The following is a 26,170-nucleotide window of genomic DNA, read 5'->3' as shown; positions in this document are numbered from 1 at the left end:
GATGCATATCGAGGTTCGCAACTTAAACAAAAGCTTTGGCGATTTCCATGCGGTCAAGGATGTAAGCTTCGATATCGAGAAAGGCAAGCTGATCGGCCTGCTCGGTCCGAGCGGCGGCGGCAAGACATCGATCCTGCGCATGCTTGCCGGTCTCGAGACGCCGACCTCCGGCGATATTGTGTTCCACGGACAGCGGGTCAATGATCTGCCGCCGCAGGAGCGGGGCATCGGATTTGTCTTCCAGAACTATGCGCTGTTCAAGCATATGTCGGTTTATGACAACATTGCATTTGGACTGAAAGTAAAGAAGCAGACCAAAGAGCAAATTCGCGAGCGGGTCATGTATCTGGTGGAGCTTACGGGACTGAAGGGCTTCGAGCATCGTTATCCCCACCAGCTCTCCGGCGGTCAGCGTCAGCGTGTCGCCTTTGCGAGAGCGCTTGCTCCAGAGCCGCAGCTATTGCTGCTCGACGAGCCGTTTGCGGCGATCGACGCCAAGATCCGCACAGAGCTGCGGACATGGCTGAAGGAGATGATCGAGCGCTTAGGCATCACCTCGATCTTCGTAACGCATGACCAGGATGAGGCGATTGAAGTCGCCGACGAGATTATGATCATCAGCAAAGGCCGCTTGGAGCAGAAGGGCAGCCCATGGGATATTTATAAAAACCCGGAGACGCCGTTTGTCGCCAGCTTTATCGGCGAATCGTCGATTGTCGAGAATCTGTCTGAGCTTCGGGGCTTCGAGGATGCGTCGAATGTGGCGGGCACAAAGGCGCTTATCCGTCCCGAATATATTGAGATCGGCAGAGCAGGTGAGATTAAGCTGGCCTCCGCTTCGATGCCGGCTGTCGTGAAGCATCTTCACTTCCGCGGCAGCGAATGGATGGTAGAGCTAGCAGTCGGCGACACGAAGCTGATTACTTACCGGTCACTGGAGAAGGAAGTGCTGCATCCCGGCGAAGAAGTGAATGTGCTTGTCCACCGCGCCTACCTGTTCAACGATCAAACGAGCTGGGTGCTTGAGAATCCGCTCAAAGTCGATCCGATGCCGATTCATATCTAACCTTAGCCTAATTGCGGAAAGAGTGTTGCCCTTATGATACGTAATCCGATTCCCGTAAAGTTCCTGCTCCTTGCTCTGCTGGCTGCCGCAACGTTAATCGTCTCGGCTGGCTGTGCAAAGAAAGATGCGCCGGCAGATGGCCAGCCGGTTGCGGAAGGCGATGTCACGCTCGTAATCGGCGCCTATTCGGTTGTGAAGGACGCTTTCGCAGAGCTGCTGCCGGAATTCCAGAAGCATTGGGAGCAGAAGACGGGCCAGCGCGTCACATTCCAGGAATCGTACGAGGCGTCCGGCACGCAGGCCAGGGCGATCGCAGGCGGCTTCGAAGCCGATGTGGCGGTGCTTGCAATGGAAGGCGATCTGAATAAAATATCGGATGCGGGGCTTCTGACGCATGATTGGCGCGAGAATGATAATGGCGGGATGATCACCCGCTCCATCGTCGTGCTCGGTACGCGCTCCGGCAATCCGCTGGGCATTCAGGATTGGTCGGACCTTGCCCGCGACGGAGTGAAGGTGCTCTATCCGAATCCCAAAACGTCAGGCGGGGCGCAGTGGGATATTAACGCCATCTACGGAGCGGGGCTCAAGCGCTCGGAAGCGGAGACAGGCGAGAAGTCGGCAGAGTATGCCAAGTCGTTCCTGAAGGCGGTCCATCGCAATGTGGAATCGCTCGACAAGAGCGGCAGGGCGTCGATGGCTGCCTTCGAATACGGTGTAGGCGATGTCATCGTGACCTACGAGAACGAGCTGCTTGCCCGCATTAAGAAAGGCGTCTCCTATGATATCGTCATACCGAAGGATACGATTCTCATTGAGAATCCTGCTGCAGTCGTCGATCGCAACGCGGACCGCCACGGCACCCGGGAGGTAGCGGAGGCGTTCGTCAGCTATCTGCATAGCGAGGAAGCGCAGCGCCTGTTCGTCAGGCATGGATTCCGGCCGAGCAATGAAGCGGTAGCCGAGGAATCGAAGGAGAGCTTCACTACGCCGGAAGGCCTGTTCGACATTGAATATTTGGGCGGATGGAGCGAGGTTCGCCAGCTGCTGTATTCCAAGAAGGGCGTTTGGTACCAGGTGCTTGCTGATCTATAATGAGTCTATCCAAGCGGAAGCATGTCGCGATTCAGGCGGCAGCTTCTTTTTTTTCTGGAGAAAGAAGGGATTTCATCGACAAACTCGAATTATAGGAGAGCGAAACAAGAAAAGACGAACAATCGGATATTGCATTCTTGCCCAAAATCGACTACCATTAGATTAGAATAATTCTAAATTCCTGGCGCTTGCCGTCTTGCGGCAGGCTATTCATAGATCGTGTGCGATACCATCATTGGAGGTGCGAAGAGATGAACGTTTCGGCTGAGATAGATAAAATCAAAAGAAGCTTAATGGAAAATGGTTATAAGCTGACGACCCAGCGTGAAATCATAGTGCGGGTTCTTCTGGAGAACGAGCAGGAGCATCTGAGCGCGGAAGATGTCTACATGCTTGTAAAGGAGAAATTCCCGGAGATTGGCCTCGCAACGGTCTACCGCACGCTTGAGCTGCTGGCAGAGCTGCAGATCGTGGCGAAGATGAACTTTGGCGACGGCGTCGCCCGCTTCGACCTGCGCGGCGAAGACCATGAGCATATGCACCATCATTTGATTTGCCAAAAGTGCGGCGCGCTTGAGGAAATCAAAGAAGACTGGCTGACGGATCTGGAGGAGCGGCTGGAGCGGGAATACGGCTTCAAGGTGCTGGATCATCGTCTGGACTTCACCGGCAACTATAAGGAATGCCAAAGCGGCGAATGCAAGCGACATTCCAAAGCTGTCTCCTAGGCTATATAAAGTAATGTAGTAGTCTATAACAAATATCAGCGTGAAAATAAGGACTTCCAAGCGGGATTCATCTGCTATAGGAAGTCCTTTTTGCATTCATTATGATTGACAATGAAAATTATTATCAAATAGAATGGGGACATGAAGCAACACTGAGCGTGTATGGCAAGGGGAGGTATGACGGTTGAAGCGAATTCTGCTTATAGAGGATGAAGTGAATCTGGCCAGATTTATCGAGCTGGAGCTTTGTCATGAAGGCTTCAATGTAACAATTGCTTTCGAGGGAGCGACGGGTTCGCGCCTTGCGCTGGACGAACATTGGGATTTGATCTTGCTTGATCTGATGTTGCCTGAGATGGATGGGATAGAGGTATGCAAGGCCATACGGGCGTATAAGCAGGTGCCGATTATTATGATTACGGCCCGTGACAGTGTTACAGACCGCGTATCGGGGCTGGATACTGGAGCTGATGATTATATTGCAAAGCCGTTTGCTATCGAAGAGCTTCTAGCCCGAATCAGAGTGGTCTTCCGCAGGCAGCAGGTTGAGGGAGAGCCGGACTCTATGCTGAGCTGCGGGGAGCTTAGATTGGATACTGTCTCTCGCCTGGTTAGCAGAGGTACAAAGATGCTGGAGCTGACAAAGCGGGAATTTGGACTGCTGGAGACGTTTATGAAAAATTTGAACCGGGTTATGCCAAGGGAAACTTTACTTGACAGCGTATGGGGCTATGATGCCGTAGTGGATACCAATGTGGTTGATGTCTATGTGCGGTATTTGCGCAATAAAATTGATGTGCCTGGAGCAGCCAGCTGCATCGAGACGATTCGCGGTATCGGCTATGTGATGCGAAGATGAGCAGGATCGGACATTTCTATGCCAAAGTGCCCATCCACTGGAAGCTGACAATATGGGCCTCTCTGCTGCTATGCGGACTGTTCGCCGCCAGCAATTTGATTCAATTCGTATTTGTGGACAAATGGATGGCGAAGCAGGAGCAGCATCGCATGGAGCAGGACATGAAGGAGCTTCTTAATCTGTTATTGTCTAAAGAAGTGAGAATCGGGGAAGGCGATCATACCGATATCCGTCATTATTTGGAGCGAGCCAATAGACGGGACGGCATGATTCGGATTTTGACCGAAGGCGGGACTCCCATTATTGTGACGGCTGATAATATGCCGACAGCTATGGTGCAGGCCGGCTTGCCCTCTGGCAGCAGGATGGACACGCATTATGCCGACGGGATGCTGATCAGCCGGAGTCCAATTACGATTTTTGATTTTCGAGGAACGGTAGAAATTGTCCGTAGTGTCGAAGATATCGAGGGGCTGATTTCTGCTTTTTACCGAATTATGGTTATTTGCTGTCTGGTTGCGATTATGGTTAGCGTATTGGGAGGAAGATTGGTTGCGCGGCAGCTGATCAAGCCGCTGCGATCCATGAATGAGACAATCCGCAAGGTGAAACAGAATGGCCTGCAGGAGAGAATGGCGCCGGGCGCTTCCAAGGACGATATCTCTGCACTGAAAATGATGTTTAACGACATGATGGATGAGGTGGAACGCTCCTTTCTTCAGCAGAAGCAGTTTGTCGAGGATGCTTCGCATGAGCTTAGAACTCCTATTGCCGTTATGGAGGGACATCTGGCGCTTCTTCGGAGATGGGGAAAACATAATCCGGAGGTGCTCGATGAATCGCTGCGGATATCCATGGAGGAATTGACCAGGCTGAAATCGCTGGTAGAAGAGCTATTGACTCTTTCCAGGGCAGAGAAGCTGGAGGAGAATGCCACAGTCGAGCGCTGCGGTACGCCAGTGGCATTATTGAATGCTGTCGTAGGGAAGATGGGCGTTGCGCATCCTTCGTTTTCTTTTAAGCTGGAGGCAGAAGAATTGGACGGAATATCGCTTGCTATCGGTGACAGCCATCTGGAAGGCGTTCTTCGCATTGTGCTCGATAATGCGGTGAAGTATTCGGGCGATAGCCGGGAAGTGACCGTGCTTGCGGAGCGGCATGAGGGAAAGGCGATTATTTCAATCGCGGATAAGGGGATTGGTATTGAGGAGAAGGACTTGCCTTATATTTGGGACCGCTTCTACCGAGCGGACAAGTCGAGGAGCGGGGGTAAACTCGGCTATGGGCTTGGCTTGCCGATTGCCAAACGGATTATGCATAGTGTTCAAGGCACAATCTCTGTGGACAATCATCCAAGCGGCGGGACTGTTGCTATCTTAACCATTCCCGTCACACCAGATTAGATGTAATATATGTGCAAATTTTTTTCGTTTTCACAGCATTTTCTCATTTTCATTCGTTACAATGACTATTGTGGTAATGATATTCATTATCAACAAGAATGATAGCGGGAATGAGAGGGAGAAGATCAATGAAACAGAAGTACATAGTTAAATCGATGTTGGCAGCCATGGCGGCCGTACTCATCCTGACGGGATGCGCGAGCAATAGCGGAAACAAAAACACTGATTCAGCAGGCGCTTCTAAAGGAGATCAGGTTGTTAACGTCTTTACGGCCCGTCATTACGATATAGACTTTGCGATGTTCGATGAATTTGAGAAGAAAACGGGCATTACGGTTAATGAAATTAAAGGCACGGCTGAGGAATTGGTGGAACGGATGAAGCGCGAAGGAGAGAGCTCTGAAGCGGATCTGTTCATTACGGTGGACGGCGGTGTGCTGAACTACGCGAAGGAAAGCGGCGTCCTGCAGCCGATCGAATCGGAGACCATCAACCGCAACGTGCCCGCTGAGCTTAGAGATGCAGATAATAACTGGGTAGCGCTGGCTTCTCGGGCCCGGGTCATCGTCTATGCCAAAGACCGGGTTACCCCGGATCAGCTCTCGACCTACGAGGCGCTGACGGATGAGCAGTGGAAGGGCAAGGTGCTGGCTCGTTCCTCCACGAATCTGTATAACCAGTCGCTAGTCGCATCCTTGATCGAACTGAATGGGGAAGAGCAGACGCTGGAGTGGGCGAAGGGGATTGTCGCGAATTTCGCCCGCGATCCGGAAGGCGGCGACCGTGATCAAGCGAAAGCTATTGTGGCAGGCGTCGGCGATGTAGCGATTATGAATACTTATTATGTAGGACAAATGCTGCACTCCAAGGATGCTGAGGAAGTGAAGGTTGCTGAGAACATAGGCATCTTTTTCCCTAACCAGGAGACGACAGGGACGCACCTCAATATTAGCGGCATCGGTCTGGCGGCTCATGCAAAAAACAAAGCCAATGCGCTTAAGCTAATTGAATATATGACGGGCAAAGATGGACAGGAAATGCTGACAAATGGCAGCTTCGAGTTCCCTGTCAATACTGCGGCCGAATTGCCTGAGCTGCTTAAGGGCTGGGGCGAGTTCAAAAAGCAAAACATCGATTACGCCAAACTGGGCGTGCATAATAAGAAAGCAACCGAGCTGTTGAACAAAGCTGCTTGGAAGTAAGCAGTATGAAGCACTTATTGCCGAGTAGAATCAGACATAAGCTGAACGGTTGGATTGTCATAAGCGGAATTGGGGCTCTTGCAGCCCTTCTTCCGTCTCTTTATATTTTAACGGGCTTATTGCGACGTCCGAGCGAGAACTGGGCGCATATTCAGGAATACATGCTGTTCAATTACGCGTGGGAATCGCTCTTGTTGACTGGCGGGACTGTCGCCGCTACGGTTGTTGCAGGCACATCGCTAGCTTGGCTGACGACCGCTTACGATTTTCCTCTGCGCAGATTTCTATCATTTGCCTTTGTGTTGCCGTTGGCGATTCCGCCTTACATTGCGGCTTATACGTATGGTTCGATGCTAAGCTATACCGGAAGCGTACAGACCTTTATGCGCAATACGCTGGGCTGGTCCGTGGACCAGCGCTACTTCAACATCATGTCGATGGAAGGCGCGATATGGATTTTCTCCTTATTTCTTTTTCCATACGTATACCTGATCACTCGTACATTTCTAGAGAAGCACAGTGCTTCCTTTATCGAGAATGCACGGCTGCTCGGAGGGCATCCCGTCTCGAATTTCTTTAGAATTGTGCTGCCGTTGTCGCAAGGAGCGATAGCGGGCGGCGCGAGTCTGGTCGCATTTGAAGTATTGAATGATTATGGAGTGTCAAAGCATTTCGGTATTTCTACGTTTACGGCCGCTATCTTCAAAACCTGGTTTGGCATGTACGATGTAGATTCGGCCATCAGATTGTCCGGGCTATTGATGAGCTTTATTATCGGATTATTTATAGCCGAGAGATGGATGCGCAGACGAAGAAGATATCATCTGCCCGTTAACCGGAGTACTCCGCTGCGCAGAATGAGGCTTGGCCGAGTCTCGGGTGGGATTGCTGCAACTGTCGGTATTATAATCACGCTGCTCTCTTTTTTTATTCCTGTTGCCCAATTGGCGGTATGGGCTGTCTGGACCTATGATGATGTATGGAATGATCGCTTTTTCCGGATGATCGGCAATACGCTGGGCGTGTCAGCGGCAGCGGCAGCACTTCTAATGGTGTTGGCCGTTATTGCAGCGAATGCGAGCCGCACCTGGCGTTCCGGTATAACGTTAGTTAGCAGCAAGCTTCTCTCCATGGGTTACTCCATTCCGGGAGCTGTTCTTTCTATCGGTGTGCTTGCCGTATTTATATCCCTGGACAAGAGGCTTGCAGGCGTCTATGAGGCGATGGGCTTTGGGGCGAATAAGCTGGTGCTGAGTATGTCGCTCATAATGCTTGTATTTGCTTATATCATTCGGTTTTTGGCTGTAGGTTTTAATGCCGTAGATGCCGGATATGACCGAATTGGCGAACGATATTCCGAAGCCTCCAGAATGCTGGGTCACGGCGTGACGGCTACATTTTTTAAGGTGGAGCTGCCATTGATCAAAGGGGCTGTGCTGACTGGAGGTATTCTGGCGTTTCTGGAAATTGTGAAGGAACTGCCGCTGACGCTGCTTCTCAGGCCGTTCAACTTCGACACGCTGGCTACTAAAGCATATCAATATGCCAGTGATGAACAGATTCATCAAGCGGCCATTCCATCCCTGATTATTATTCTGTTGGGCGTCATAGCAGTTTGCATCTATCAATGGATGGGAAGGAGGGGAAGTACATAATGTCGTTTGTATCGATACATGCATTGTCGTATTCATATCCTGGGACTGCTGCTGCTGTGCTAAATGACTTTTCTCTAGATTTGGAGCAGGGAGAGGTTGTCGGTTTGCTAGGCCAGAGCGGGAGCGGCAAGAGCACGCTGCTCAGGCTTATAGCGGGACTGGAAGCTCCAAGTCAAGGCGAGATCTCCATACAGGGAGAAACAATGTCGAGCCGTCATAAATTTGTGCAACCGGAGAGGCGCGGCGTTGGAATGGTGTTCCAGGACTATGCTCTGTTCCCGCATATGAACGTTAGCCGGAATATTGCTTTCGGCTTGCGCGGATTAAGCCGGAACGAGCGAAAGAATCGTGTAACCGATATGCTGGAGCTTGTGAAGCTGGCAGACTACGGCCACCGCTACCCGCACGAGCTTAGCGGAGGCCAGCAGCAGCGCGTTGCTTTCGCCAGGGCATTGGCACCCAGTCCGAGGCTGCTCCTCATGGATGAACCATTCAGTAATCTGGATTCGGAGCTTAAGAACGGCATACGGAAGGAATTGAAGGAATTGCTGCATCAGACCGGTATTACATCCATATTAGTGACGCATGATCATGAGGATGCGGAGGCACTATGCGATCGTATTATCAGGATGACATCCTTCATGCCCGAGCTTCAGGCAGGTAAGAAGCATCAACTGGTTACTTCTTAGTTTCTTCAATCCGATAAGCGCGGACACAGCTCTCGCATACGCATGACTTGCCGCGAGCATCGCCTGGAATGCGGGCAAGCAGTTCCTTCGGTATTGCGGCATGAAAGCACCAGCAATCGCGAGGGTTCTCTTCCATCAGAGCCGCGCAGCGGTTGCATTCGCCGCACAGAGGACATTTATCGCTCATCATCAATCCTCCTTGTACAATCAGCCCTGCGGCCACAAGCCGCAGGGCTGATTATGTTGGTTAACGGTTTAATATAAATTTCTCGATTACATGCTTGACGCCGTCTTCATTGTTGGACAGTGTCACATAGTCGGCGATTTCCTTCAGCATCGGCACAGCGTTGCCCATCGCGACGCCAAGTCCGGCGGCCTGGATCATCTCGCGGTCGTTCCATGCGTCGCCGATTGCAATCGTCTCCTCCATCGAGCAGCCGATATGCTCGGCCATATACTTCAGCGCATGGCCTTTCGTGCCCTCTTTGTGCATGAATTCCAGGTAGTGCGCTTTCGACTTCGTAATATGGACCCGGTCGCCGATGATCGATTGCAGCTCGATTGCAATCTCATCCAGACGGTCGGGCTCGTCGATCATCAGCATTTTGTTGGTGGGCTGATCGATCAGCTTGCTGAAGTCGGGTTCAATTAAATATGGGATATTCGATAGCTTGGAATAGGCTTTGATCCGATCATTATCCTCGGTGCCATACAGCTCGTCATTCACATAGGATTGAAGATGAAGGCCATGTTTCTTGCAGTAGTCGTACAGCTCCCGCGCCGCATCCGCCGGTACGGAACGCTCATATAGAACTTGTCCATCGAGCAGCGTTTTGACGAGAGCACCCTGATACGTGATAATAGGTACATTAAGATTAATGCCCTTCGCAATCTTCTGGGCGGAAGCGAACATGCGGCCGGTAGCGAGCGTTACCGTAACGCCCATCTCGATCGCGGCGGCCATCGCCCCTCGAGTTTCTTCCGATACCGTTAAATTATCGCTTAGCAGCGTGTCGTCCACATCAATAGCAATCAGCTTATACATACTAGCGGTAGCTCCTCTCTGTTGCCGTCACAGCATTCACAATAAAGTTGATTGTAGCGAAAAACCAGCTTACATACAAGGAGATAATCGAATGGATCACTACAGCGAAACGCCAGTCAAAAAGAAATCGGGATTCATATACGTCATCGGCGTATTTGCATTGCTAATTATTGGATACCTATTCGGATCGCTATCGGTTTCGATGCGCTATCCGATATTGAAGGAGCCTACATTCAAGCAATTCAACGCATCCTACACGAAAATATTGGATGATTATCTGGAAGGCGCTGAGCCGGAGGATCTGATTAACGGCGCTGCCCGCGGCATGCTGGCTTCACTCGAAGACCCGTATTCGCAATATTTGGTCGGGGAGCAGGGCGAGGCCTATACCCAATCTTATGAAGGCGAGTTTTACGGCATTGGCGCCAACATGAGGAAGGAAGAAGAGCAGTATGTCATTACTTCGGTGATTAAGGATACGCCGGCGGAGCGCGGCGGCGTGCTCGCAGGCGATGTCATTCTTGCGGTTGACGGCAAAGAGGTCAAGGGCTTGTCCTTCCAGGAGCTGCTAGGCATCGTGCGCGGAGAAGAAGGCAGCTCGGTTACGCTCACGCTGCAGCGCGCAGGCGAGAAGGAGCCGCTGGAGATCACGCTTAAGCGTGCCGCTATCCCCGTGCATACCGTGTTGGCGGAGCGATTGGATGACGGGATCGGCCATATTACGATCAGCCGGTTTGCCGAGAATACGGCGAAGGAGTTCAAGGAGGAGCTTGCGAAGCTGGAGTCGGAAGGCCCCTTGAAAGGACTCCTGCTGGATATGCGCTCCAATCCGGGCGGGCTGCTGACGTCCACCATCGAGATTGCCAGCGTCCTTATACCGAAGGATAAGAAGATATTGGATGTCGTCTACAAAAATGAACGCCAGACGGTCAGCTTCTTGTCCCATCAGGAGAAGGAGTGGAAGCTCCCGATTACTGTGCTGGTGAATGGTCAATCGGCAAGCGCCAGCGAAGTGATGGCGGCAGCCTTGAAGGAATCCGCCGGAGCGCAGGTAGTCGGGGAGACGACATACGGGAAAGGCGTTGTTCAGGCCTTCAGACAATTTCCTGACGGCTCCGTGCTCAGCCTCACTGAAGCGCAGTGGAAGACACCGGGCGGAACGTGGATCAACAAGCAAGGCGTCGCGCCGGACTATGAAGTATCCCTTCCTGAATATGCGAAGGTCAGACCGCTCGCCACAGGCTCGAAGATGCAGCGCGGAAGCTATGGGGACAATGTCATCACGCTTCAGGTCATGCTGCGCGAGCTAGGTTACGGTCCGCTTGGCAAGGAAGGCGTCTTCGACGAACAGACCGAAGCAGCGCTCAAGGCGTTCCAGAGCGCCGAAGGGCTGGAGTCCACAGGCGTATTCAACGACAAGACAGGCTACAGGCTCGTCGAATTGCTCCGTGAGAAGCTGGCGAAGGAAGATACGCAGCTGGAGAAAGGCATCGAGGTGCTGCAAAGCCTCTCGAAGTAACGACTGGCGAGTTACGTGGGTTGATCAGAAGTCCGAAGTCGGCGTCACGCCGGCTTCGGACTTTTGTTGTTAATGCCATGAAGAGGCGGCAAAGACATGAATGAATGGTGGAGAAGAAGTATATCTTAAGGAAGGCAGAAGAGATGAAGCCGTATTTTGACCGTGAGGTATTTTGAAGATTTCACCAGGCAAGCCTTGTTTCTTGACTTTATCACTGATAATTATTATCATAATGATGAGAACGATGATCAGTTACGAATGAACGGCGCGGGGTGGACCTATGAAGAAGATTAAGTATTGCAGGCGTAATTTGAAAAACGGCTCCAAGTCTCTGTACAAAGCGATGAAGGAGAACTATCCCGACATTAAACGCAAGAAAAGCGATTGTCTGGGCAATTGCAAAACCTGCAAGATGGAATGCTTCGTCGTGGTGAAATCCAAAACCATAAGCGCGCCGACACCGGATTTGCTCTATAAGCGATTGAAAAAAATGATCGGTTAGACATAATAGTGGTTGATTTAGGAAGGGCGGCCATTTGCCGCCTCTTTCTTTTATGTTAGAATAAGTATAAATAAGAAAAGTTGAGGTGCACAATTATGAATGATGCTCTAGCCAAAGCGCTTAACGAACAAATGAACTTTGAGTTCTACTCCGCACATGTGTATCTTGCAATGGCAGCTTATTGTTCCGGCGACAGCCTGGACGGGTTCGCTAATTTCTTTATTGTACAAGCCGAGGAAGAACGGTTTCATGCCATGAAAATATACAAGTTCCTGAATGACCGGGGACGCCGGGCTACGCTTGAGGCGCTGCCTGAGCCTAACAATGAATATGATTCCGTGCTTCATGCCTTCGAGCAAGGGTACAAGCATGAGCAGCAGAATACAGAGCGCTTCTATCATTTGTCCGACCTTGCGATGAACGACCGCGAGCATGCGACGATCAACTTCCTGAAGTGGTTCATCGATGAGCAGGTGGAAGAGGAAGCATTGTTCGACAGCATTATCAATAAGCTCAAGCGGATCGACAAGGACAGCAATGCATTCTATATGCTGGATACAGAATTCGCAGGCCGCTCGTTTACGCCGCCGGCTGAATAACAAGGGATGGGCCTTGAGACGGATGGACGTCTCCGGCCCTTTTTTATTTTAGGGCAAGCTATGGAAGTTGAAAGGGGTAAGAACATGATTGATCAAGCGACACCACAAGATGCGGAGACGATAATGCCGTTAATGCTATCTGCTATTGATACGATCGCATATACACTGTCAGGCACGCGTGACGATGCGGAGACTTGGCGGATATTAGCCGATGCCGTCCGGCAGGAAGAGAACCGGCTGAGCTATCGCAATATTATAGTAGACCGGCGCGATGGCGCCATTGCAGGGATGCTCATTTGTTATGCGGGAGATGAGGCGGAGCGGCTGGATCGGCCGATACGCGAGCGGCTTGCGCGCAATTATGGGCCGGAAGCGGCGGAGGCGCTGGTGCCGGAATGCCGGCCTGGCGATTTCTATCTCGATTCTGTAGCGGTAGATGAACGTTATCAGGGGCAAGGCATTGCCAAGACATTAATTGGCGCTTTCGAGCAAAAAGGCATCCAGGAAGGCTGCGCCAGATTGTCCTTGATTGTCGAGCAGTACAACGATAGAGCCCGCGCTCTATATGAGAAGCTGGGGTATCGGGAGGACGGCGAGCTTCATGTAGGCGGAGCCCTTTATACACGCATGATCAAAGCGCTTTAGGACCGGGGACAACCCCCGGTTTTTTCTCTATGAACTCTATTATCATTTCGTAGACACTTGCCGATCAACATGATAGGATGATCTGGTATATGTTGCTAGGTGAATATGGGAGGACGTGGGGAAATTAATGAACAAGATGGGTTATAAAGCCGTTGTCAGCTCCGTGCTTGTTGCTGGACTGCTGCTGGGGCCCGTAACGGCTGGGACGGCGCATGCTGCGGCTGCAGCAAGCTCGACTGCGGAGAAAAACGCAGCCATCCAGCTATGGGTGGACGGGAAGCAGCTTAAGCTGTCGGCTCCTATCTATAAGGAAAACGGCGTGACGATGGTTCCCATGACGGACTTGCTGAATGCACTGGAAGCTTCTTCGGTCTATGAGAAGAAGTCGAAGACGATCATTATTCGCAATAGCACACTCACCATTACGATGGGGATCGGACAGAAGGAAGCGATCGTGAACGGCAAGACGGTGAAGGCGGATGCTGCGGCAGCTGCCAAAAATAACGTCGTGTATGTGCCGCTCCGCTTTATCGCCGAGAAGCTGGAGGCCAAGGTAGAGTGGGATAAAGCAGCCAATGCCGTCAAGGTGAAAAGCTGGTACTATCAGCAATTGGAGAAATATCAGGACGAAGAAGAAACGGAAAACGTGTATCGCGACGAAGACAAGCTTTCTTCCACTCAAATCGTTGATCTGTTCGATGAAAGCGTCGTAATGATCATGACGAACAGAGGACTGGGCAGCGGCGTAGTGATCGGCGAGGACTTGATTTTGACCAATTATCACGTCATCTTCGATGCGACCTCTGCTATCGCGAATTCGATTTATTATGACGAGTTCAAGGTGAAAGGCGTTGTAGCTTACGACAAGGAAGCCGATCTGGCCATTATCCGTACAGAGGCGCCAATGGATCTGCTCCCGGTTGAGCTCAGCTATGACTACCTTGCACGCAAGGGCGACCGCGTCTATGCCATTGGAAGCCCGCAAGGCTTGATGAATACGGTCTCTACAGGGCTGATCAGCAATTATCATTTCGAGAATGGCATTACTTATCTTCAGACGAACGCTCAGACGGACCATGGCAGCTCAGGCGGCGCCCTGTTTAATGAATACGGCGAGCTGGTAGGCATTACGAGCGCCGGTCTGGATAATTCCTTGGCGGATATCGGCATCTCCGTAGCTGCTTTCCATGCTGCCGAGCTTGCGAAGTCGGTGACGGACGATATGGTGGCCAAAGCCGAATTCCTTACGCCGCCGCTGCCGGATACGCTGAAGGGCGTATCGCATGAAGAGATTCAGAAGTTGATGAAAAAAGAATTCGCGGTTGTGCAGACACTGGAAGGCAATGCCGACATTACGAACTGGCAAGTGAAACGCGATGCGGACGGCTGGCTCGTATTTACAGCTAATATCGATCCCGTATTCTATCTGTATTATGGAGCGGCGACTGCAGGCGAGTTGAGGCTATGGTCGGTGAATTTGGCGCATGAGCTGCATCGGATGCTGCCTGACGAGAAGATTCAGGTGACGGTATCGTTCCAGCGCGATTACAGCTTCCAGCCTAGAGGCCTTGCTTCTGAAGAAGTAACGCCGCTTGGCGAAGGCAAATGGCGCGTTCATTATCCGGTTATCGACATGCAGTTGAAAGACCAGCTTTACATCACAACGAGATTCTAATTGTTAATAGAGGAGCCCTCTCCGCATGCGGGGATAGGGCTCCTCTTCTTTTTTGGCTTCAAGTCCGGTACAATAGAAGGCAGCTTGCCGCTGCCTGACGGGTATCGGCATTTGCACACTGATTAAAGTTAGCGAGGTTTATAGCCATATGAAAGTCGTGTTATCGACGCTTAACGCCAAGTTTATTCATACGTCGCTTGCTCTGCGCTGCCTGAAAGCGTACAGCGAGCATCAATTCGATATCGAGATCGCGGAGTATACCATTAAGGATCCGGCGATGAACATCGTCTCCGACCTGTTCTCCCGCAATCCCGATGTCATCGGCTTCTCCTGCTACATCTGGAATATTGAAGAGACGATCACCGTCGTCAATATGCTGCGCAAAATTAAGCCGGACATCCGCATAGTCCTAGGTGGACCCGAAGTCAGCTACGACACCCAGCAATGGATGGAGCGCCTGCAGGACGTTGACTTCATCGTCATGGGGGAAGGGGAGGAGACTTTCCATCATCTGCTGACGGAGATTGAAGGAGACGGAAAATTCCATATGGTATTCGGACTGGCTTACCGCAAGCGGAAAGGCGACGAGACAGAGATTGTCATTACGCCTGGACGTCCGAAGCTTAACTTGAATGAGCTGCCTTCCCCGCACCGGTTCCAAGAGGATATTCCACACCTGGGCAGCCGCGTCGTTTATTTTGAGACGAGCAGGGGGTGTCCGTTCAGCTGCCAGTTCTGCTTGTCCAGCATTGAGGTGGGCGTGCGGTATTTTGATATGGAGCGGACCAAATCCGATATTCTGTATCTTATCGAGAATGGCGCCAAGCTGATCAAATTCGTGGACCGGACCTTTAATATTAAGCGGGATTATGCGCTAGAGATGTTCCAGTTTCTCATTGAGAACCATCAGGGCTGCGTGTTCCAATTCGAGATTACGGCGGACATTATGCGTCCGGAGGTGCTCGATTATTTGGCCGAGCATGCGCCTCCCGGCATCTTCCGCTTCGAGATTGGCGTCCAGTCGACGAATGATCCGACCAATCTTGCGGTTCAGCGCCGCCAGAACTGGTCTAAGCTGGTCCGTACGGTTACAAAGGTGAAGGACTCCGGCAAGATCGACCAGCATTTGGACTTGATTGCCGGCTTGCCGCTGGAGAATTATGATACGTTCAGAGGAACGTTCAATGATGTATTCGCCTTGCGGCCAGAGGAGCTGCAGCTCGGATTCTTGAAGATGCTGCGAGGAACGGGCTTGCGTCTGGATGCCGAGAAGTGGGGCTATATCTACATGGATAGAGCGCCGTACGAGATGCTGGGCAACGATCTGATGCCGTTCGGCGATATCGTGCGCATCAAGCGCGTAGAGGACGTGCTGGAGAAATATTGGAATGCGCACCGGATGGACCATACGCTGCTTTATTTGGTCGATCATGTCTTCCCGTCTCCGTTCGACTTCTTCCAGTTGTTCGGCGATTATTGGGAGCAGCGGGGCTGGCAGAAGATTGGCCACCAGCTGGAGGATCTGTTCTCGCGGCTATGGTCCTTCCTGACCACTGTTGGCAGCGGTGAGACTGCAGGTATAGAGGATGAAATCAGAGAGAAGCTTGATCTGGACGTTGTGCTGGGTCTCATGAAATACGATTATTTCTTGAACCATAATTACAAGCCGCGCAAGATCTGGTGGGAATATATGCTGGAGAAGTCGGAGTGGTCGCGCTGGATGAAGAAGCTGGGCGATTCGCCTGAGGTTGTCTCCGCTGAATTCGCGGCACTAGGGCTTCAAGAGAGAGAGCTTCATAAGCACGCCGTCCTGGAGCTAATGCCGTTCGACATGGCCCGCTTCCTGCAGACGGGCGAGCTCTGCAAGGATCGCCATACGCTGCTTATTATGCTGTATGCGCTTGGACAAGAGGGAGGCAAGCCTAAGCCTCGTCCGTTCATGGTCGCGGTGGAAGCTGCCGGGGTCCGCTCTTAAACAGGTTCAGGTGCGATGATGAGGAGACGGAAGGAGCTGTCTCAAAAGCAAGGTGGCTCGAAGAGACAGCTCATTCGATGAATGAAGCGGCGAAAATGAAGAGATGGCGGTGCAGGGGGTTCCCTGCACCGCCATTTTTGGGTTCAATGGGCGTTACTTAGTTATCCAGATATAATTCTGGACAATCCCGCCCTTTTGGGACCAATCCAATCATTTTAACGTTGCTGTGTACCGTTATTTGCGTAATTTTGTCCCTTTGGTACGTGCAACGATGTGAGGCGTCGCTATATTCGTATTTCTGCCACTTTGGCGCGTGTAACGACGTGAGGCGTCGCTACATTCGAGTTTTTGTCACTTTGGCGCGTGTAACGACGTGTGGCGTCGCTATATTCGTATTTCTGTCACTTTGGCGTGTGTAACGACGTGTGGCGTTGCTATACACGTATTTCTGCCACTTTGGTGCGTGTAACGACGTGAGGCGTCGCTACATACGTATTCTGCCACTTTGGCGCGTGCAACGAAGTGAGGCGTTGCTATATTCGTATTTCTGTCACTTTGGTGCGCGCAACGTTATGAGGCGTCGCTACATACGTATTTCTGCCACTTTGGTGCGTGTAACGACGTGAGGCGTCGCTACATTCGTATTTCTTTCACTTTGACGCGTGCAACGACGTGAGGCGTCGCTACATTCGTATTTCTGCCACTTTGGCGCGTGCAACGACGTGAGGCGTCGCTACATACGTATTTCTGCCACTTTGGTGCGTGTAACGACGTGAGGCGTCGCTACATACGTATTTCTGCCACTTTGGTGCGTGTAACGACGTGAGGCGTTGCTATATTCGTATTTCTGTCACTTTGGCGCGTGCAACGACGTGTGGCGTCGCTACATACGTATTTCTGCCACTTTGGCGCGTGTAACGACGTGTGGCGTCGCTACATACGTATTTCTGCCACTTTGGCGCGTGTTGTAACGTTGTGAGGCGTCGCTATGTTCGTGCTTTCGTCACTTTAGCGCGTGTAACGCTGTGCAGAACAGCGATTCGCTTCTTCCGGAAGCCGGACAGCCCCTTCTTTAACGGCAAGCTGTTTAATTGCCCGGAACGGAGCAGCGCAGCACCGTCAACGAGCCGGACAATTCATAGCGTCCTAATGTTGCAGGCAGCAAGAAGCATTCGCCAGCACGGACGGATTGCCCGCCTTCTTCCCAGCTCAGGAGTCCTTCGCCCTCTGCAATTACAAGGATAACAAAGCTGTCAGGTGAAGTTGCTGCTTGCTCGCTGCCTCTAATCAGGCCTTTCTCGACCAGAAAATAAGACGATGAAGCGATGGTCAGCCACTCTCCCGGCCCGATGTTCATCGTATTCATACGGCTGGCGCCGGCGTTGTCATAGGCTATTACCCGAAGCGAATCCTCGATGTGCAGCTCACGCAGCTTGCCGTCCAGCCCCGGGCGATTGTAATCGTACAGGCGATAAGTCGTATCGGAGTTCTGCTGAATCTCGGCTGCGACCACGCCCGAGCACAGCGCATGCACGGTTCCGGCTGGGATATAGAAGGCATCTCCGGCTTTGACGGGTACTTCATGAAGCGTGTCCATGACAAGTCCCAACTCCATAGCCCGCGACAAGGCCTTCGCATCCATGTTCTCTTTTAGTCCGTATATGATTTTGGCTCCCGGCTTAGCCGACAGGATATACCACATCTCTGTCTTGCCGGATTCGCCCTCAGGCAAGCCCTCATAATCATCCGTCGGATGAACCTGGACGGACAAATCATCGTTACAGTCCAGCAGTTTGATCAATAATGGGAATCTTCCATTGCTTGCAGCGGCGCCGCAAGTCCCGAACCATTCGCTGCCGTATTGCTTCCGGACCACGTCAAGACCAAGTCCTTGCAGCGGACCGTTCATGACGCGAGTAATCCCGTTCGGATGATCGCTGATCATCCAGCCTTCGCCTATTGCTCCCGGGGGCAGCTGAAGGCCGAAGCTCTCCAAGGCCCGTCCGCCCCATATTCTCTCTTTCATCTCCGCTTTGAATTGCAGCGGGTACGGCTTTATGCTCATGGGCACCGCCTCCTCTGAATTCGTAGTTCCAAGTTGCCAATTATAGAGGCTGTCCCGGCTGGAACAATTCCAGAATTTCGCCATCCGGCCCATAGAAGAAGAAGTATCTTGCGCCGTTCGGAAGAATCGTAATCTCCGTATCGCGCAGTTCTACCGGCAAGCCTTTGATACGCTCAACCTCTGCGTCAAGATCATCAACGGTCAAGGCGATATGATGAACCTTGCCCTCAGCAGGCAGGGAATCGTTATAGCCTTCGATCAATTCAATCTCCGTCTCTTCCGTGCCGGGGAAGGCGAGGAAGGCCAGCCGGATTACGCCGTTCGTATGCGTCATCGTATATTTATGAACCAGGCCCAGCACTTCGGTATAGAAAGCCACAGATGCTTCAATGTTCTTAACCATAATGCCGATATGCTCGATTTTTTTGACTGCCACGGGGACATTCTCCTCTCTCGTATCAGGTTTTTCGTTTCTCTATCGCAATCAGATAAGGCGCGGCGTTCCGCTGCGGCTGTCGGTACAGCACAGCCTGTCCGACCTGCTGCGGCAGGGCAGAGGCCCATGCTTCCACAGCCTCGGCTTCAAGGTCGCCGCCGGAATGGCCGGGATAGAGCACGCAGGTCAGAATGCCGCCGGTACGAAGCAAGCCCAAGGCGGCTTCAAGCGCCACGATCGTCGATTCCGGCTGGGTGACGATGCTCTGGTCACTGCCGGGCAGGTAGCCCAGATTGAACATAATGGCGGCAACTTGGCCGCTATGCTCCGGAGCAACCGCATCCGCCATGCTCGCATGGTTCTGCAGCAACAGCTTCACCTGAGGATGGCCTCCTGCAGCCTCAAGCCTCTCCCGGGTCCGGTCCAGGGCCGCTTGCTGAATATCGAAGGCGTATACGCATCCCTTAGGCCCCACAAGCTCCGCCAGCGCCAGCGTATCGACTCCGCCGCCTGCGGTTGCGTCGATCACGATGTCACCGCAGGCGGCTCGCTCAGCAATCCATTTGTGAGCCGTGCTTAGTACAGATAAGAACCCCACCGGCTACACCTCCAGCTGCCATAAGCGGCCTTGCCACGTATGGCGGCGGCGCAGCTCGGCGTCAATGCCGTTCAGCACTTCCCATTTCTTCAGGCTCCACATCGGCCCGATCAACAGATCTCTAGGCGCGTCGCCCGTCAGGCGATGAACGATCATCTCCGGCGGCAGCAGCTCCAGCGAATCTGCGATCAGCTTCATATATTCGTCCTGCTCCAGGAATCGAAGCAGACCGGCCTCGTATTGCTTCACCATCGGCGTCTTGCGCATCAAGTGGAGCAGGTGGATCTTGATCCCTTGCACATCCATGTGTGCAACCGCGCGGCAAGTGTCCATCATCATCTCATGGGTCTCCTGCGGCAGTCCGTAGATGATATGCGCGCATACACGGATGCCCCGCTCGCGCAGCCGCCTTACGGCATCCAAGTAGCATTCCGTGTCGTGGGCGCGGTTGATAAGCCGGGAAGTCGATTCATGCACGGTCTGAAGGCCCATCTCCACCCACAGGTAAGTGCGCTCGTTCAGCTCAGCCAAATAATCGACGACATCGTCAGGCAGACAGTCCGGACGCGTAGCGATGGACAATCCCACGACGCCGGGCTGCTGCAGTATGACTTCATAATATTCGCGAAGCTCTTCTACGGGAGCGTACGTATTCGTATAGGCTTGGAAGTAGCCGATATACTTCGCTTCCGGCCACTTCTGGTGCTGCCGGTCCCGGATCGTATTGAATTGCGTAACCAGATCGTCGCGCCGTCTGCCGGCGAAGTCTCCAGATCCGCGTGCGCTGCAGAATGTGCAGCCGCCTTTGGCGATGCTTCCGTCCCGGTTGGGACAAGTGAATCCGGCGTCCAGCATTACTTTGAACACTTTGCCGCCGAATTGCTCTCTCATTTCGTAATTCCACGTATGAAATCTTTTGTCACCCCAGAGTAAAGGCTCTTCTGGTGCTTGTATATCAATCATCAATTTCCCCTTCTTCCACAACGTTCACCCTACATTTTATCGAAAAACGAGCCGAAAAGCCATGCTTGAACCGCTTGAAGAGTATAATCGTTCGGATATCGGAAAAACTGGAAATGAGTAAGACGAATCCTCATTTTAGGCTTGAAAAACCTAACATGATGTGTTATATTAAAAGTGCGACAAATCAATGAAAAAACCTGACATAGTCTAAATGTAACCGCACACATGAAAAGTCGATTAATTGGAAATGAAAACATAAATCGATGAGGTGATGTGAGATGAATTTGACAAAAATTCCGAACGGCGACGAGAAAGTAACAGTAGAGCTGACGGTGAAGGAATTGATGGCGCTGGCAGGCGTACACTTCCATGCCAATCATGATGTGAAGGTATCTGCCCGGCGCAAGCTGAATATGGTACTTGAGGATGCATGGGAGAAGGACGGGAAGGACAACGCTCCGATCTCGTACCAATTCCTGAATTAGCACGCTAGCATACATGTCTGAATCGTGAAGAGGCGTTACTCGCAAGGGGCCTGATGGAGGCTCCCTCGGAGGGCGTCTCTTTTTTTTGCAGCAATTTCCTGTTCGGCTGCCAGAGAAGAAAAACGCTTTACAACAAGGGCAGAGTTGGGCACAATAAGGACTGACCATTTAACATGCACGTAATGTGATTAGCCTACAAAAGAGGAGAATAACGATATGCGTTTAAGAGGAAGAAAAGGCATTCGCGAGAGTCTGGAGGGACAGCCGGAGCTGGTGGTGCTGGATGCGGCGCCGCATCGCGGCAAATGGCGCGAGTTTTTCGGCAATGACAATCCGATTTATGTGGAGCTCGGCATGGGCAAAGGGCGCTTCATCAGCCAGATGAGCGTGCGCAATCCCCATATTAACTTTATCGGGGTGGACATGTACGACGAGCTGCTCAGAAGAGCAAGCGAGAAAGCGCGTATCGCCTGGGAAGAGAAGGGGGAGGAGACGCCTCCGAATCTTGCGTTGTTGCGAGCTAATATTGAAGGCATTGAGACGATGTTCGCGCCCGGCGAGCTGGAGCGGATCTTTCTGAACTTCAGCGATCCGTGGCCGAAGAGCAAGCATGCGCGCCGCAGACTGACGCATCAGCGTTTTGTATCGAAGTATATCGAGATTTTGAACGAGCGCGGCCAAATTCACTTCAAGACGGATTCGCAGTCGCTGTTCGAGTTTTCGCTGAACAGCTTCGCCGACATGGAGCTGGTTATGCGGAACATCTCGCTGCATCTGCATAAGGACGAGCCCCGCGAGGATCTCGTATTTACCGAATATGAGATGAAGTTTATGGAGAAAGGTCAGCCCATCCATCGTGTAGAGGTTGTCATCGGCGCAGAGGCGCTCAGAGAGCATCGCGAGAACAAGCAAAAGAGCCTGCAGGCTGAAGTAGCCGCAAGCTCGGATTCTGATGAAGACGATTCGGAAGAATAGCTGTTAAAGTGCGAGTTCAAAAAGTCCGGTTTTCAGCACATGAGCTTATGCTTCCGATGATTCGTTTTTTCAAAACGCTGCAGAAGATGGGATGAAGCTAGGAAATGAGGAGCGGAGCGTAGTGGAAGCTACGTGAGCACCGGAAGTTCCGGCTGAATGCCATATTCGATGTCGAGTAATCTTCCTGATCGGCTTCGTGATCAAAAGTGGACTTTTTGAACAATCTCTTATAGAATCGCCGTCGGGACGATCCAGAAATAATAGACGGCGTACGCCGTAACCGTGCCGATGATCGCTCCAGCAGCGACGTCGGACGGGTAGTGCAGCCCCAGATGCATGCGTGACCAGGCTACGGACAAAGCGATTACCATCGCCGCAGGCGTGAATGCCAGCGTCCAGATGCCTCCAGCCAGCAGCAGCGGCACAATCCATGCGAAGATCGCCGTCGTATGCCCCGAGGGGAACGAGGAGTCCTGAAGCGGCTTCGGGCAGGTCTGGACCTCGGGCATCGCCTGGTACGGACGTAGCCTCTTGAATTTGCGTTTTACAATCGCAACCGGTATATGGCTGATGGCAACCGCCGCAAGGGCTTGCCATCCCGCTGTATTCCAGGGAGCAGGCGCCAGCAAGGCAAGCAGAAGGGCCGAAGCGAGCGTGAACGTGGCGCCGCCCATATGCGTTACCGTGGTGAGCCATCTGTCGACCATCTGGTACAGTCTTCCCCCAGTAGACCTCCGATTTGCCCACATCAGCATTTTCCGCTCTCTCGCTCTCATCCAACCTATCATTCTCTGCATCGCTGTCATCCTCTCTCCCATAGGCAGGCTGAATCTGTTTCTTGTTTCTATTGTAGCAAAGGATTATTGTCTGAGCGTTAACGAAATAATAATTCTGAATTAACTCTCTCTTCATAACCTCTTAATCCGCTTCGAACATACAAGCTTTATCCTTATTATTAAGTACGCCCGCAAGCAGCCGGAGGTTGCGGGTTAATAAGGAGGAGAAGCGAAATTGAAAATCGCGATCTTTACCGACACGTATGTTCCCGATGTGAACGGCGTCGCCCGCACGCTGGGCAGATGGACCCGTTACCTGGATAATCAGGGGGTGCCGAGCATCGTTTTTGCGCCGGAGCCGCCGGCGTCCGCGCATCTGCATAGCGCATCCCACTCTGTCGAACGTTTTGCCAGTCTGCCTTTTTTTCTATACCCCGAATGCAGGCTTGCCCTTCCGAATCCCGTCCATATCCGCAATGCCCTAATCCGCTTTAAGCCCGATCTGATTCATGTCGCCACCCCATTCAACCTTGGCCTGTTCGGCATTCATTACGCCCGCAAATACCATATTCCGCTCATCGCTTCCTATCACACCAACTTCGATCAGTATTTATCGTTTTACAATCTGCAATGGATGGAAAAACTGCTATGGAGGTATATGGACTGGTTTCATCGCGATTGCAAGGCGATATTTGTGCCTTCCGAGACGACTCACCGGGATTTGACGGGCCGTGGCTGGGAGCCTTCAAGGCTTGGGGTGTGGAGCAGGGGAGTGGACCCAAGCCTATTCCATCCGCTCGTGAACCGCTGCGAGCATCGGGCGAGGAACGGGATTGGCGAGCGCGCCTTTCTAGCTTTTTATGCAGGGAGGCTTGCGCCGGAGAAGGATGTCGAGACCGCCATCGATGCCTTTGCTCTATTCCAGAGGATGGCTCCGGATGCGGCATTCGTCATCGCGGGTGACGGCCCTTCCGCTTCAGCGCTCAAGGAGCGGTGCGAAAACGCGAGCGTGAACGCCACGTTCATCGGCTTTGCCGATGCGGCGGAGCTCCAGCGCTGGTATGCCTCCGCCGATGCGCTGCTGTTTCCGTCGGCAACCGAAACATTCGGCAATGTCGCGCTTGAAGCGATGGCCTGCGGGACGCCGGTCATCGCGGCGAATGCGGGCGGCGTGCGCGATACGGTGCGTGATGGAGAGAACGGGCTCCTTCGCCGGCCCGGAGATGCCGAAGGCTTCGCGGAAGCGCTGGCACTGCTGCATAGAGATGAGGAGCTGAAGGCGCGATTGGGACGGAATGCTCATGCCTACAGCCTGTCGCAATCCTGGGATGCGATATTCGACACGCTTCTTGCGGGCTGCATGACGATTGCCGCGGCTTCCTGGCGAGGACATTCCCCCTTTCGGGAGAGTCAGATTAATTAATTCTAATAAGTTTGAAACAATTAAGGACATTTGTGCTAAAAATGAAGCATTTGGTTGAGAATAAGACGGAAGCGAAGAAAAGCGGGGGGAACAGTCTCCCATAATTGAATGCAAGCGTTTTTCCGGCGGAATTAAGCGTAAATAAGTCAAATTCCCATTTTGACAAAGTGGGAGGTTTCCGTGGAAAATCAGTAAGTCAAAACAAAGTTAAAAATTCACAACGACAGACAGAAAACAAAAAGAGAGCCCGACTCGTTATAGAGAGAAGGAGCGGGCACACACAAACTGGGGTTTTAAGGGGGCAATACCGTATGATCTTTACCGTTATGTTTATTTTCTTTCAGGTTGTGCTGGCATGTATCGCGGTGTATCAATTTTCGCTCTCCCTGTTCGGTTTCATGAAGAATAAGAGCAGGAAGCGCCATGCGCCAAGCAAATCGTTCGCCGTGCTTGTAGCCGCGCACAACGAGGAGAAAGTAGTTGGCGCCCTAATCGAAAATTTGAAAAAGCTGGATTATCCGAAAGAGCTGTTCGACGTATTCGTCATTTGCGACAACTGCACAGACGGCACGGCGGCCATTGCCAGAAGCATGGGCGTGCATGCCTGCGAGCGCACGAACTACCATTTGCGCGGCAAAGGCTATGCGATCGAGTGGATGCTGAAAGAGCTGTGGGCGATGCCGCGCCAATATGACGCAGTCGTCATGTTCGACGCCGACAACCTGGTGAACAAGGACTTCCTGCAGCTGATGAATGACGATCTGTGCGAAGGACATCAAGTCATTCAAGGCTATCTGGATACGAAAAATCCGGGCGACTCATGGGTTACGGCAGCTTACGCCATCACTTACTGGTACTGCAACCGCCTGTGGCAGCTGTCGAGAACCAATTTGAAGATGAGCAACTTCCTGGGCGGAACGGGCATGTGCTTTGAATCGGCCCTGCTGAAGGATATGGGATGGGGCGCTACAAGCCTTGTCGAGGATCTGGAGTTCTCCATGCGCTGCGTGAAGCGCAATATTTATCCTGTCCTGAACTACGATGCCAAGGTATATGACGAGAAGCCGGTATCGTTCCGTGCTTCTGCGAGACAGCGCCTGCGCTGGATGCAAGGACACTTCAACGTGGCCCGCAATTACTTCTTCCCGCTCTTGTGGGCGAGCATCAAGGAACGCAACCTGGTCAAGTTCGACGCCGCGATCTATACGATCTCCGTCTACAATACGCTGCTCGGCTTCCTGCTGACGGCTATCATGTGGGTTGATATGGCGCTTCCAGCTCCTAATGTCATCCACTCGCTTTATGGCTACATGCCATGGTGGCTGATCGGAATAGTGATTGCCGCTACAGTGCTTCAATTCCCGGCGGCGATGATGATGGAGAAGGTAAGAAGCTGGAAGATGTACGCGCATCTGCTGACGCTGCCGTTCTTCCTGATCTCCTGGTGGCCGATTACGTTCTATGCGTTCTTCACTCAGAACAACAAGACATGGAGCCACACGCAGCATACGCGCGTCGTCCGTATCGAAGAAGTGCAGAGCAAATAAGCAAGCTTTCGCTGTTGACATGCAATTAGGCTATGTGCTATAGTAATTCAGTATTGTGTTATGACATATTCGCACAAGCAGAAGCGCCCGCTTCTCACCTTTCGGCTTAAGCTGACTGGTTCGCGATAATCGGATGGGTATGCTGACGTTCCTCAAGGGACGGCTATAGCAGAATCAATGAACGGTTATGAGATGCGGGTTCCATGAGAATCCGCATTTTTTTATTTGGAACAACAAGATCGTAT

General features: G+C 52.2%; 25 protein-coding genes. 18 read left to right on the top strand and 7 right to left on the bottom strand.

Going from position 1 to position 26,170, the window contains the following annotated elements; translation table 11 throughout:
• The first annotated feature begins 1 nt into the window (after position 1).
• The 8 genes from D3P09_RS06645 to D3P09_RS06610 all read left to right on the top strand — a co-directional run bounded on the left by D3P09_RS06645 (position 2) and on the right by D3P09_RS06610 (position 8,697).
• Positions 2-1,066, top strand: a complete 1,065-nt coding sequence (locus tag D3P09_RS06645; RefSeq protein ID WP_120108192.1) for a sulfate/molybdate ABC transporter ATP-binding protein — start codon at positions 2-4, stop codon at positions 1,064-1,066.
• Between the two features lie 33 nt (positions 1,067-1,099).
• The gene (locus D3P09_RS06640; protein ID WP_120108190.1) at positions 1,100-2,161 is read left to right on the top strand and encodes a sulfate ABC transporter substrate-binding protein; all 1,062 of its coding nucleotides are present in this window, start codon (positions 1,100-1,102) and stop codon (positions 2,159-2,161) included.
• A 251-nt stretch (positions 2,162-2,412) separates the two neighbouring features.
• Positions 2,413-2,889: a ferric iron uptake transcriptional regulator gene (gene fur / locus D3P09_RS06635; RefSeq protein WP_120108189.1), complete on the top strand. Its 477-nt coding sequence runs from the start codon at positions 2,413-2,415 to the stop codon at positions 2,887-2,889.
• Positions 2,890-3,073: 184 nt separating this feature from the next.
• Complete coding sequence (locus D3P09_RS06630; protein ID WP_120108187.1) at positions 3,074-3,748, top strand: response regulator transcription factor; 675 nt, start codon at positions 3,074-3,076, stop codon at positions 3,746-3,748.
• Complete coding sequence (locus D3P09_RS06625; protein WP_120108186.1) at positions 3,745-5,151, top strand: sensor histidine kinase; 1,407 nt, start codon at positions 3,745-3,747, stop codon at positions 5,149-5,151. Before D3P09_RS06630 ends, D3P09_RS06625 begins: the two co-directional genes overlap by 4 nt.
• A 128-nt stretch (positions 5,152-5,279) precedes the next feature.
• Positions 5,280-6,353 carry a Fe(3+) ABC transporter substrate-binding protein gene (locus tag D3P09_RS06620; RefSeq protein ID WP_120108184.1) on the top strand — a complete coding sequence of 358 codons (1,074 nt, stop codon included), beginning with the start codon at positions 5,280-5,282 and terminating at the stop codon, positions 6,351-6,353.
• 5 nt (positions 6,354-6,358) lie between these two features.
• Positions 6,359-8,008, top strand: a complete 1,650-nt coding sequence (locus D3P09_RS06615; protein ID WP_120108182.1) for an ABC transporter permease — start codon at positions 6,359-6,361, stop codon at positions 8,006-8,008.
• Positions 8,008-8,697, top strand: a complete 690-nt coding sequence (locus D3P09_RS06610; protein ID WP_120108181.1) for an ABC transporter ATP-binding protein — start codon at positions 8,008-8,010, stop codon at positions 8,695-8,697. Before D3P09_RS06615 ends, D3P09_RS06610 begins: the two co-directional genes overlap by 1 nt.
• Here the strand turns inward: D3P09_RS06610 and D3P09_RS06605 are convergent.
• Together D3P09_RS06605 and D3P09_RS06600 are read right to left on the bottom strand one after the other, a co-directional pair.
• Positions 8,687-8,887, bottom strand: coding sequence for a cysteine-rich CWC family protein (locus D3P09_RS06605; protein ID WP_207892447.1), 201 nt, complete (start codon positions 8,885-8,887; stop codon positions 8,687-8,689). The genes D3P09_RS06610 and D3P09_RS06605 overlap by 11 nt on opposite strands.
• 57 nt (positions 8,888-8,944) lie before the next feature.
• Positions 8,945-9,742 carry a Cof-type HAD-IIB family hydrolase gene (locus tag D3P09_RS06600; RefSeq protein ID WP_120108178.1) on the bottom strand — a complete coding sequence of 266 codons (798 nt, stop codon included), beginning with the start codon at positions 9,740-9,742 and terminating at the stop codon, positions 8,945-8,947.
• Between the two features lie 91 nt (positions 9,743-9,833).
• On the opposite strand from D3P09_RS06600, the gene D3P09_RS06595 reads away from it, so the two are divergent.
• The 6 genes from D3P09_RS06595 to D3P09_RS06570 all read left to right on the top strand — a co-directional run bounded on the left by D3P09_RS06595 (position 9,834) and on the right by D3P09_RS06570 (position 16,657).
• Positions 9,834-11,261, top strand: coding sequence for a S41 family peptidase (locus D3P09_RS06595; protein WP_120108176.1), 1,428 nt, complete (start codon positions 9,834-9,836; stop codon positions 11,259-11,261).
• Positions 11,262-11,541: 280 nt separating this feature from the next.
• Positions 11,542-11,763, top strand: a complete 222-nt coding sequence (locus tag D3P09_RS06590; RefSeq protein ID WP_120108175.1) for a DUF1450 domain-containing protein — start codon at positions 11,542-11,544, stop codon at positions 11,761-11,763.
• Between the two features lie 95 nt (positions 11,764-11,858).
• Positions 11,859-12,362: a ferritin gene (locus D3P09_RS06585; protein ID WP_120108173.1), complete on the top strand. Its 504-nt coding sequence runs from the start codon at positions 11,859-11,861 to the stop codon at positions 12,360-12,362.
• Between the two features lie 84 nt (positions 12,363-12,446).
• The gene (locus tag D3P09_RS06580) at positions 12,447-13,007 is read left to right on the top strand and encodes a GNAT family N-acetyltransferase (RefSeq protein WP_120108172.1); all 561 of its coding nucleotides are present in this window, start codon (positions 12,447-12,449) and stop codon (positions 13,005-13,007) included.
• A gap of 127 nt (positions 13,008-13,134) precedes the next feature.
• On the top strand, positions 13,135-14,682 hold the full coding sequence (locus tag D3P09_RS06575; protein ID WP_120108170.1) for a trypsin-like peptidase domain-containing protein: 1,548 nt from the start codon (positions 13,135-13,137) through the stop codon (positions 14,680-14,682).
• Positions 14,683-14,830: 148 nt separating this feature from the next.
• Positions 14,831-16,657: a B12-binding domain-containing radical SAM protein gene (locus tag D3P09_RS06570; RefSeq protein WP_120108169.1), complete on the top strand. Its 1,827-nt coding sequence runs from the start codon at positions 14,831-14,833 to the stop codon at positions 16,655-16,657.
• A gap of 1,087 nt (positions 16,658-17,744) precedes the next feature.
• On the opposite strand, the gene D3P09_RS06565 is transcribed toward D3P09_RS06570, so the two are convergent.
• From D3P09_RS06565 to mnmL, 4 genes are read right to left on the bottom strand one after another with little or no spacing between them, the layout of a single operon-like run.
• Positions 17,745-18,722 (bottom strand): type I phosphomannose isomerase catalytic subunit, encoded by a 978-nt coding sequence (locus D3P09_RS06565; RefSeq protein ID WP_120108167.1) that lies wholly within the window; start codon positions 18,720-18,722, stop codon positions 17,745-17,747.
• 40 nt (positions 18,723-18,762) lie between these two features.
• Positions 18,763-19,158: a VOC family protein gene (locus D3P09_RS06560; protein ID WP_120108165.1), complete on the bottom strand. Its 396-nt coding sequence runs from the start codon at positions 19,156-19,158 to the stop codon at positions 18,763-18,765.
• A gap of 22 nt (positions 19,159-19,180) precedes the next feature.
• On the bottom strand, positions 19,181-19,756 hold the full coding sequence (gene mnmM, locus D3P09_RS06555) for a tRNA 5-(aminomethyl)-2-thiouridylate-methyltransferase MnmM (protein WP_120108164.1): 576 nt from the start codon (positions 19,754-19,756) through the stop codon (positions 19,181-19,183).
• Positions 19,757-19,759: 3 nt separating this feature from the next.
• Entirely contained in the window at positions 19,760-20,719 is a 960-nt protein-coding gene (mnmL, locus tag D3P09_RS06550) for a tRNA modification radical SAM protein MnmL/YtqA (protein WP_120108162.1), read from the bottom strand.
• Positions 20,720-20,997: 278 nt separating this feature from the next.
• Here mnmL and D3P09_RS06545 point away from each other — a divergent pair, with 278 nt between their 5' ends.
• Together D3P09_RS06545 and trmB are read left to right on the top strand one after the other, a co-directional pair.
• A complete protein-coding gene (locus D3P09_RS06545) occupies positions 20,998-21,204 on the top strand; it encodes a hypothetical protein (RefSeq protein ID WP_120108160.1) in 207 nt (68 codons plus the stop codon).
• 216 nt (positions 21,205-21,420) lie between these two features.
• Entirely contained in the window at positions 21,421-22,179 is a 759-nt protein-coding gene (gene trmB / locus D3P09_RS06540; protein WP_120108158.1) for a tRNA (guanosine(46)-N7)-methyltransferase TrmB, read from the top strand.
• Between the two features lie 227 nt (positions 22,180-22,406).
• Here the strand turns inward: trmB and D3P09_RS06535 are convergent, their stop codons facing one another.
• Positions 22,407-22,976, bottom strand: coding sequence for a phosphatase PAP2 family protein (locus D3P09_RS06535; RefSeq protein ID WP_120108156.1), 570 nt, complete (start codon positions 22,974-22,976; stop codon positions 22,407-22,409).
• A gap of 214 nt (positions 22,977-23,190) precedes the next feature.
• On the opposite strand from D3P09_RS06535, the gene D3P09_RS06530 reads away from it, so the two are divergent.
• Positions 23,191-24,378 (top strand): glycosyltransferase family 4 protein, encoded by a 1,188-nt coding sequence (locus D3P09_RS06530; RefSeq protein WP_120108154.1) that lies wholly within the window; start codon positions 23,191-23,193, stop codon positions 24,376-24,378.
• Between the two features lie 311 nt (positions 24,379-24,689).
• Positions 24,690-25,925: a glycosyltransferase family 2 protein gene (locus tag D3P09_RS06525; RefSeq protein ID WP_424452072.1), complete on the top strand. Its 1,236-nt coding sequence runs from the start codon at positions 24,690-24,692 to the stop codon at positions 25,923-25,925.
• Positions 25,926-26,170 lie beyond the last annotated feature (245 nt).

Source organism: Paenibacillus pinisoli, assembly GCF_003605435.1.
In the GTDB taxonomy this organism is placed as follows: domain Bacteria; phylum Bacillota; class Bacilli; order Paenibacillales; family Paenibacillaceae; genus Pristimantibacillus; species Pristimantibacillus pinisoli.
Note: the sequence above shows the minus strand (reverse complement) of the source record. Positions and strands in the feature narration are given on the sequence as shown.

Excerpts from the sequence above, each read along its gene's own strand:
- D3P09_RS06645 (WP_120108192.1), top strand. The coding sequence starts at position 2 with ATGCATATCGAGGTTCGCAACTTAAACAAAAGCTTTGGCGATTTCCAT.
- D3P09_RS06640 (WP_120108190.1), top strand. The coding sequence starts at position 1,100 with ATGATACGTAATCCGATTCCCGTAAAGTTCCTGCTCCTTGCTCTGCTG.
- fur (WP_120108189.1), top strand. The coding sequence starts at position 2,413 with ATGAACGTTTCGGCTGAGATAGATAAAATCAAAAGAAGCTTAATGGAA.
- D3P09_RS06625 (WP_120108186.1), top strand. The coding sequence starts at position 3,745 with ATGAGCAGGATCGGACATTTCTATGCCAAAGTGCCCATCCACTGGAAG.
- D3P09_RS06620 (WP_120108184.1), top strand. The coding sequence starts at position 5,280 with ATGAAACAGAAGTACATAGTTAAATCGATGTTGGCAGCCATGGCGGCC.
- D3P09_RS06615 (WP_120108182.1), top strand. The coding sequence starts at position 6,359 with ATGAAGCACTTATTGCCGAGTAGAATCAGACATAAGCTGAACGGTTGG.
- D3P09_RS06610 (WP_120108181.1), top strand. The coding sequence starts at position 8,008 with ATGTCGTTTGTATCGATACATGCATTGTCGTATTCATATCCTGGGACT.
- D3P09_RS06605 (WP_207892447.1), bottom strand. The coding sequence starts at position 8,887 with ATGATGAGCGATAAATGTCCTCTGTGCGGCGAATGCAACCGCTGCGCG.
- D3P09_RS06600 (WP_120108178.1), bottom strand. The coding sequence starts at position 9,742 with ATGTATAAGCTGATTGCTATTGATGTGGACGACACGCTGCTAAGCGAT.
- D3P09_RS06595 (WP_120108176.1), top strand. The coding sequence starts at position 9,834 with ATGGATCACTACAGCGAAACGCCAGTCAAAAAGAAATCGGGATTCATA.
- D3P09_RS06590 (WP_120108175.1), top strand. The coding sequence starts at position 11,542 with ATGAAGAAGATTAAGTATTGCAGGCGTAATTTGAAAAACGGCTCCAAG.
- D3P09_RS06585 (WP_120108173.1), top strand. The coding sequence starts at position 11,859 with ATGAATGATGCTCTAGCCAAAGCGCTTAACGAACAAATGAACTTTGAG.
- D3P09_RS06580 (WP_120108172.1), top strand. The coding sequence starts at position 12,447 with ATGATTGATCAAGCGACACCACAAGATGCGGAGACGATAATGCCGTTA.
- D3P09_RS06575 (WP_120108170.1), top strand. The coding sequence starts at position 13,135 with ATGAACAAGATGGGTTATAAAGCCGTTGTCAGCTCCGTGCTTGTTGCT.
- D3P09_RS06570 (WP_120108169.1), top strand. The coding sequence starts at position 14,831 with ATGAAAGTCGTGTTATCGACGCTTAACGCCAAGTTTATTCATACGTCG.
- D3P09_RS06565 (WP_120108167.1), bottom strand. The coding sequence starts at position 18,722 with ATGAGCATAAAGCCGTACCCGCTGCAATTCAAAGCGGAGATGAAAGAG.
- mnmL (WP_120108162.1), bottom strand. The coding sequence starts at position 20,719 with ATGATTGATATACAAGCACCAGAAGAGCCTTTACTCTGGGGTGACAAA.
- D3P09_RS06545 (WP_120108160.1), top strand. The coding sequence starts at position 20,998 with ATGAATTTGACAAAAATTCCGAACGGCGACGAGAAAGTAACAGTAGAG.
- trmB (WP_120108158.1), top strand. The coding sequence starts at position 21,421 with ATGCGTTTAAGAGGAAGAAAAGGCATTCGCGAGAGTCTGGAGGGACAG.
- D3P09_RS06535 (WP_120108156.1), bottom strand. The coding sequence starts at position 22,976 with ATGCAGAGAATGATAGGTTGGATGAGAGCGAGAGAGCGGAAAATGCTG.
- D3P09_RS06525 (WP_424452072.1), top strand. The coding sequence starts at position 24,690 with ATGATCTTTACCGTTATGTTTATTTTCTTTCAGGTTGTGCTGGCATGT.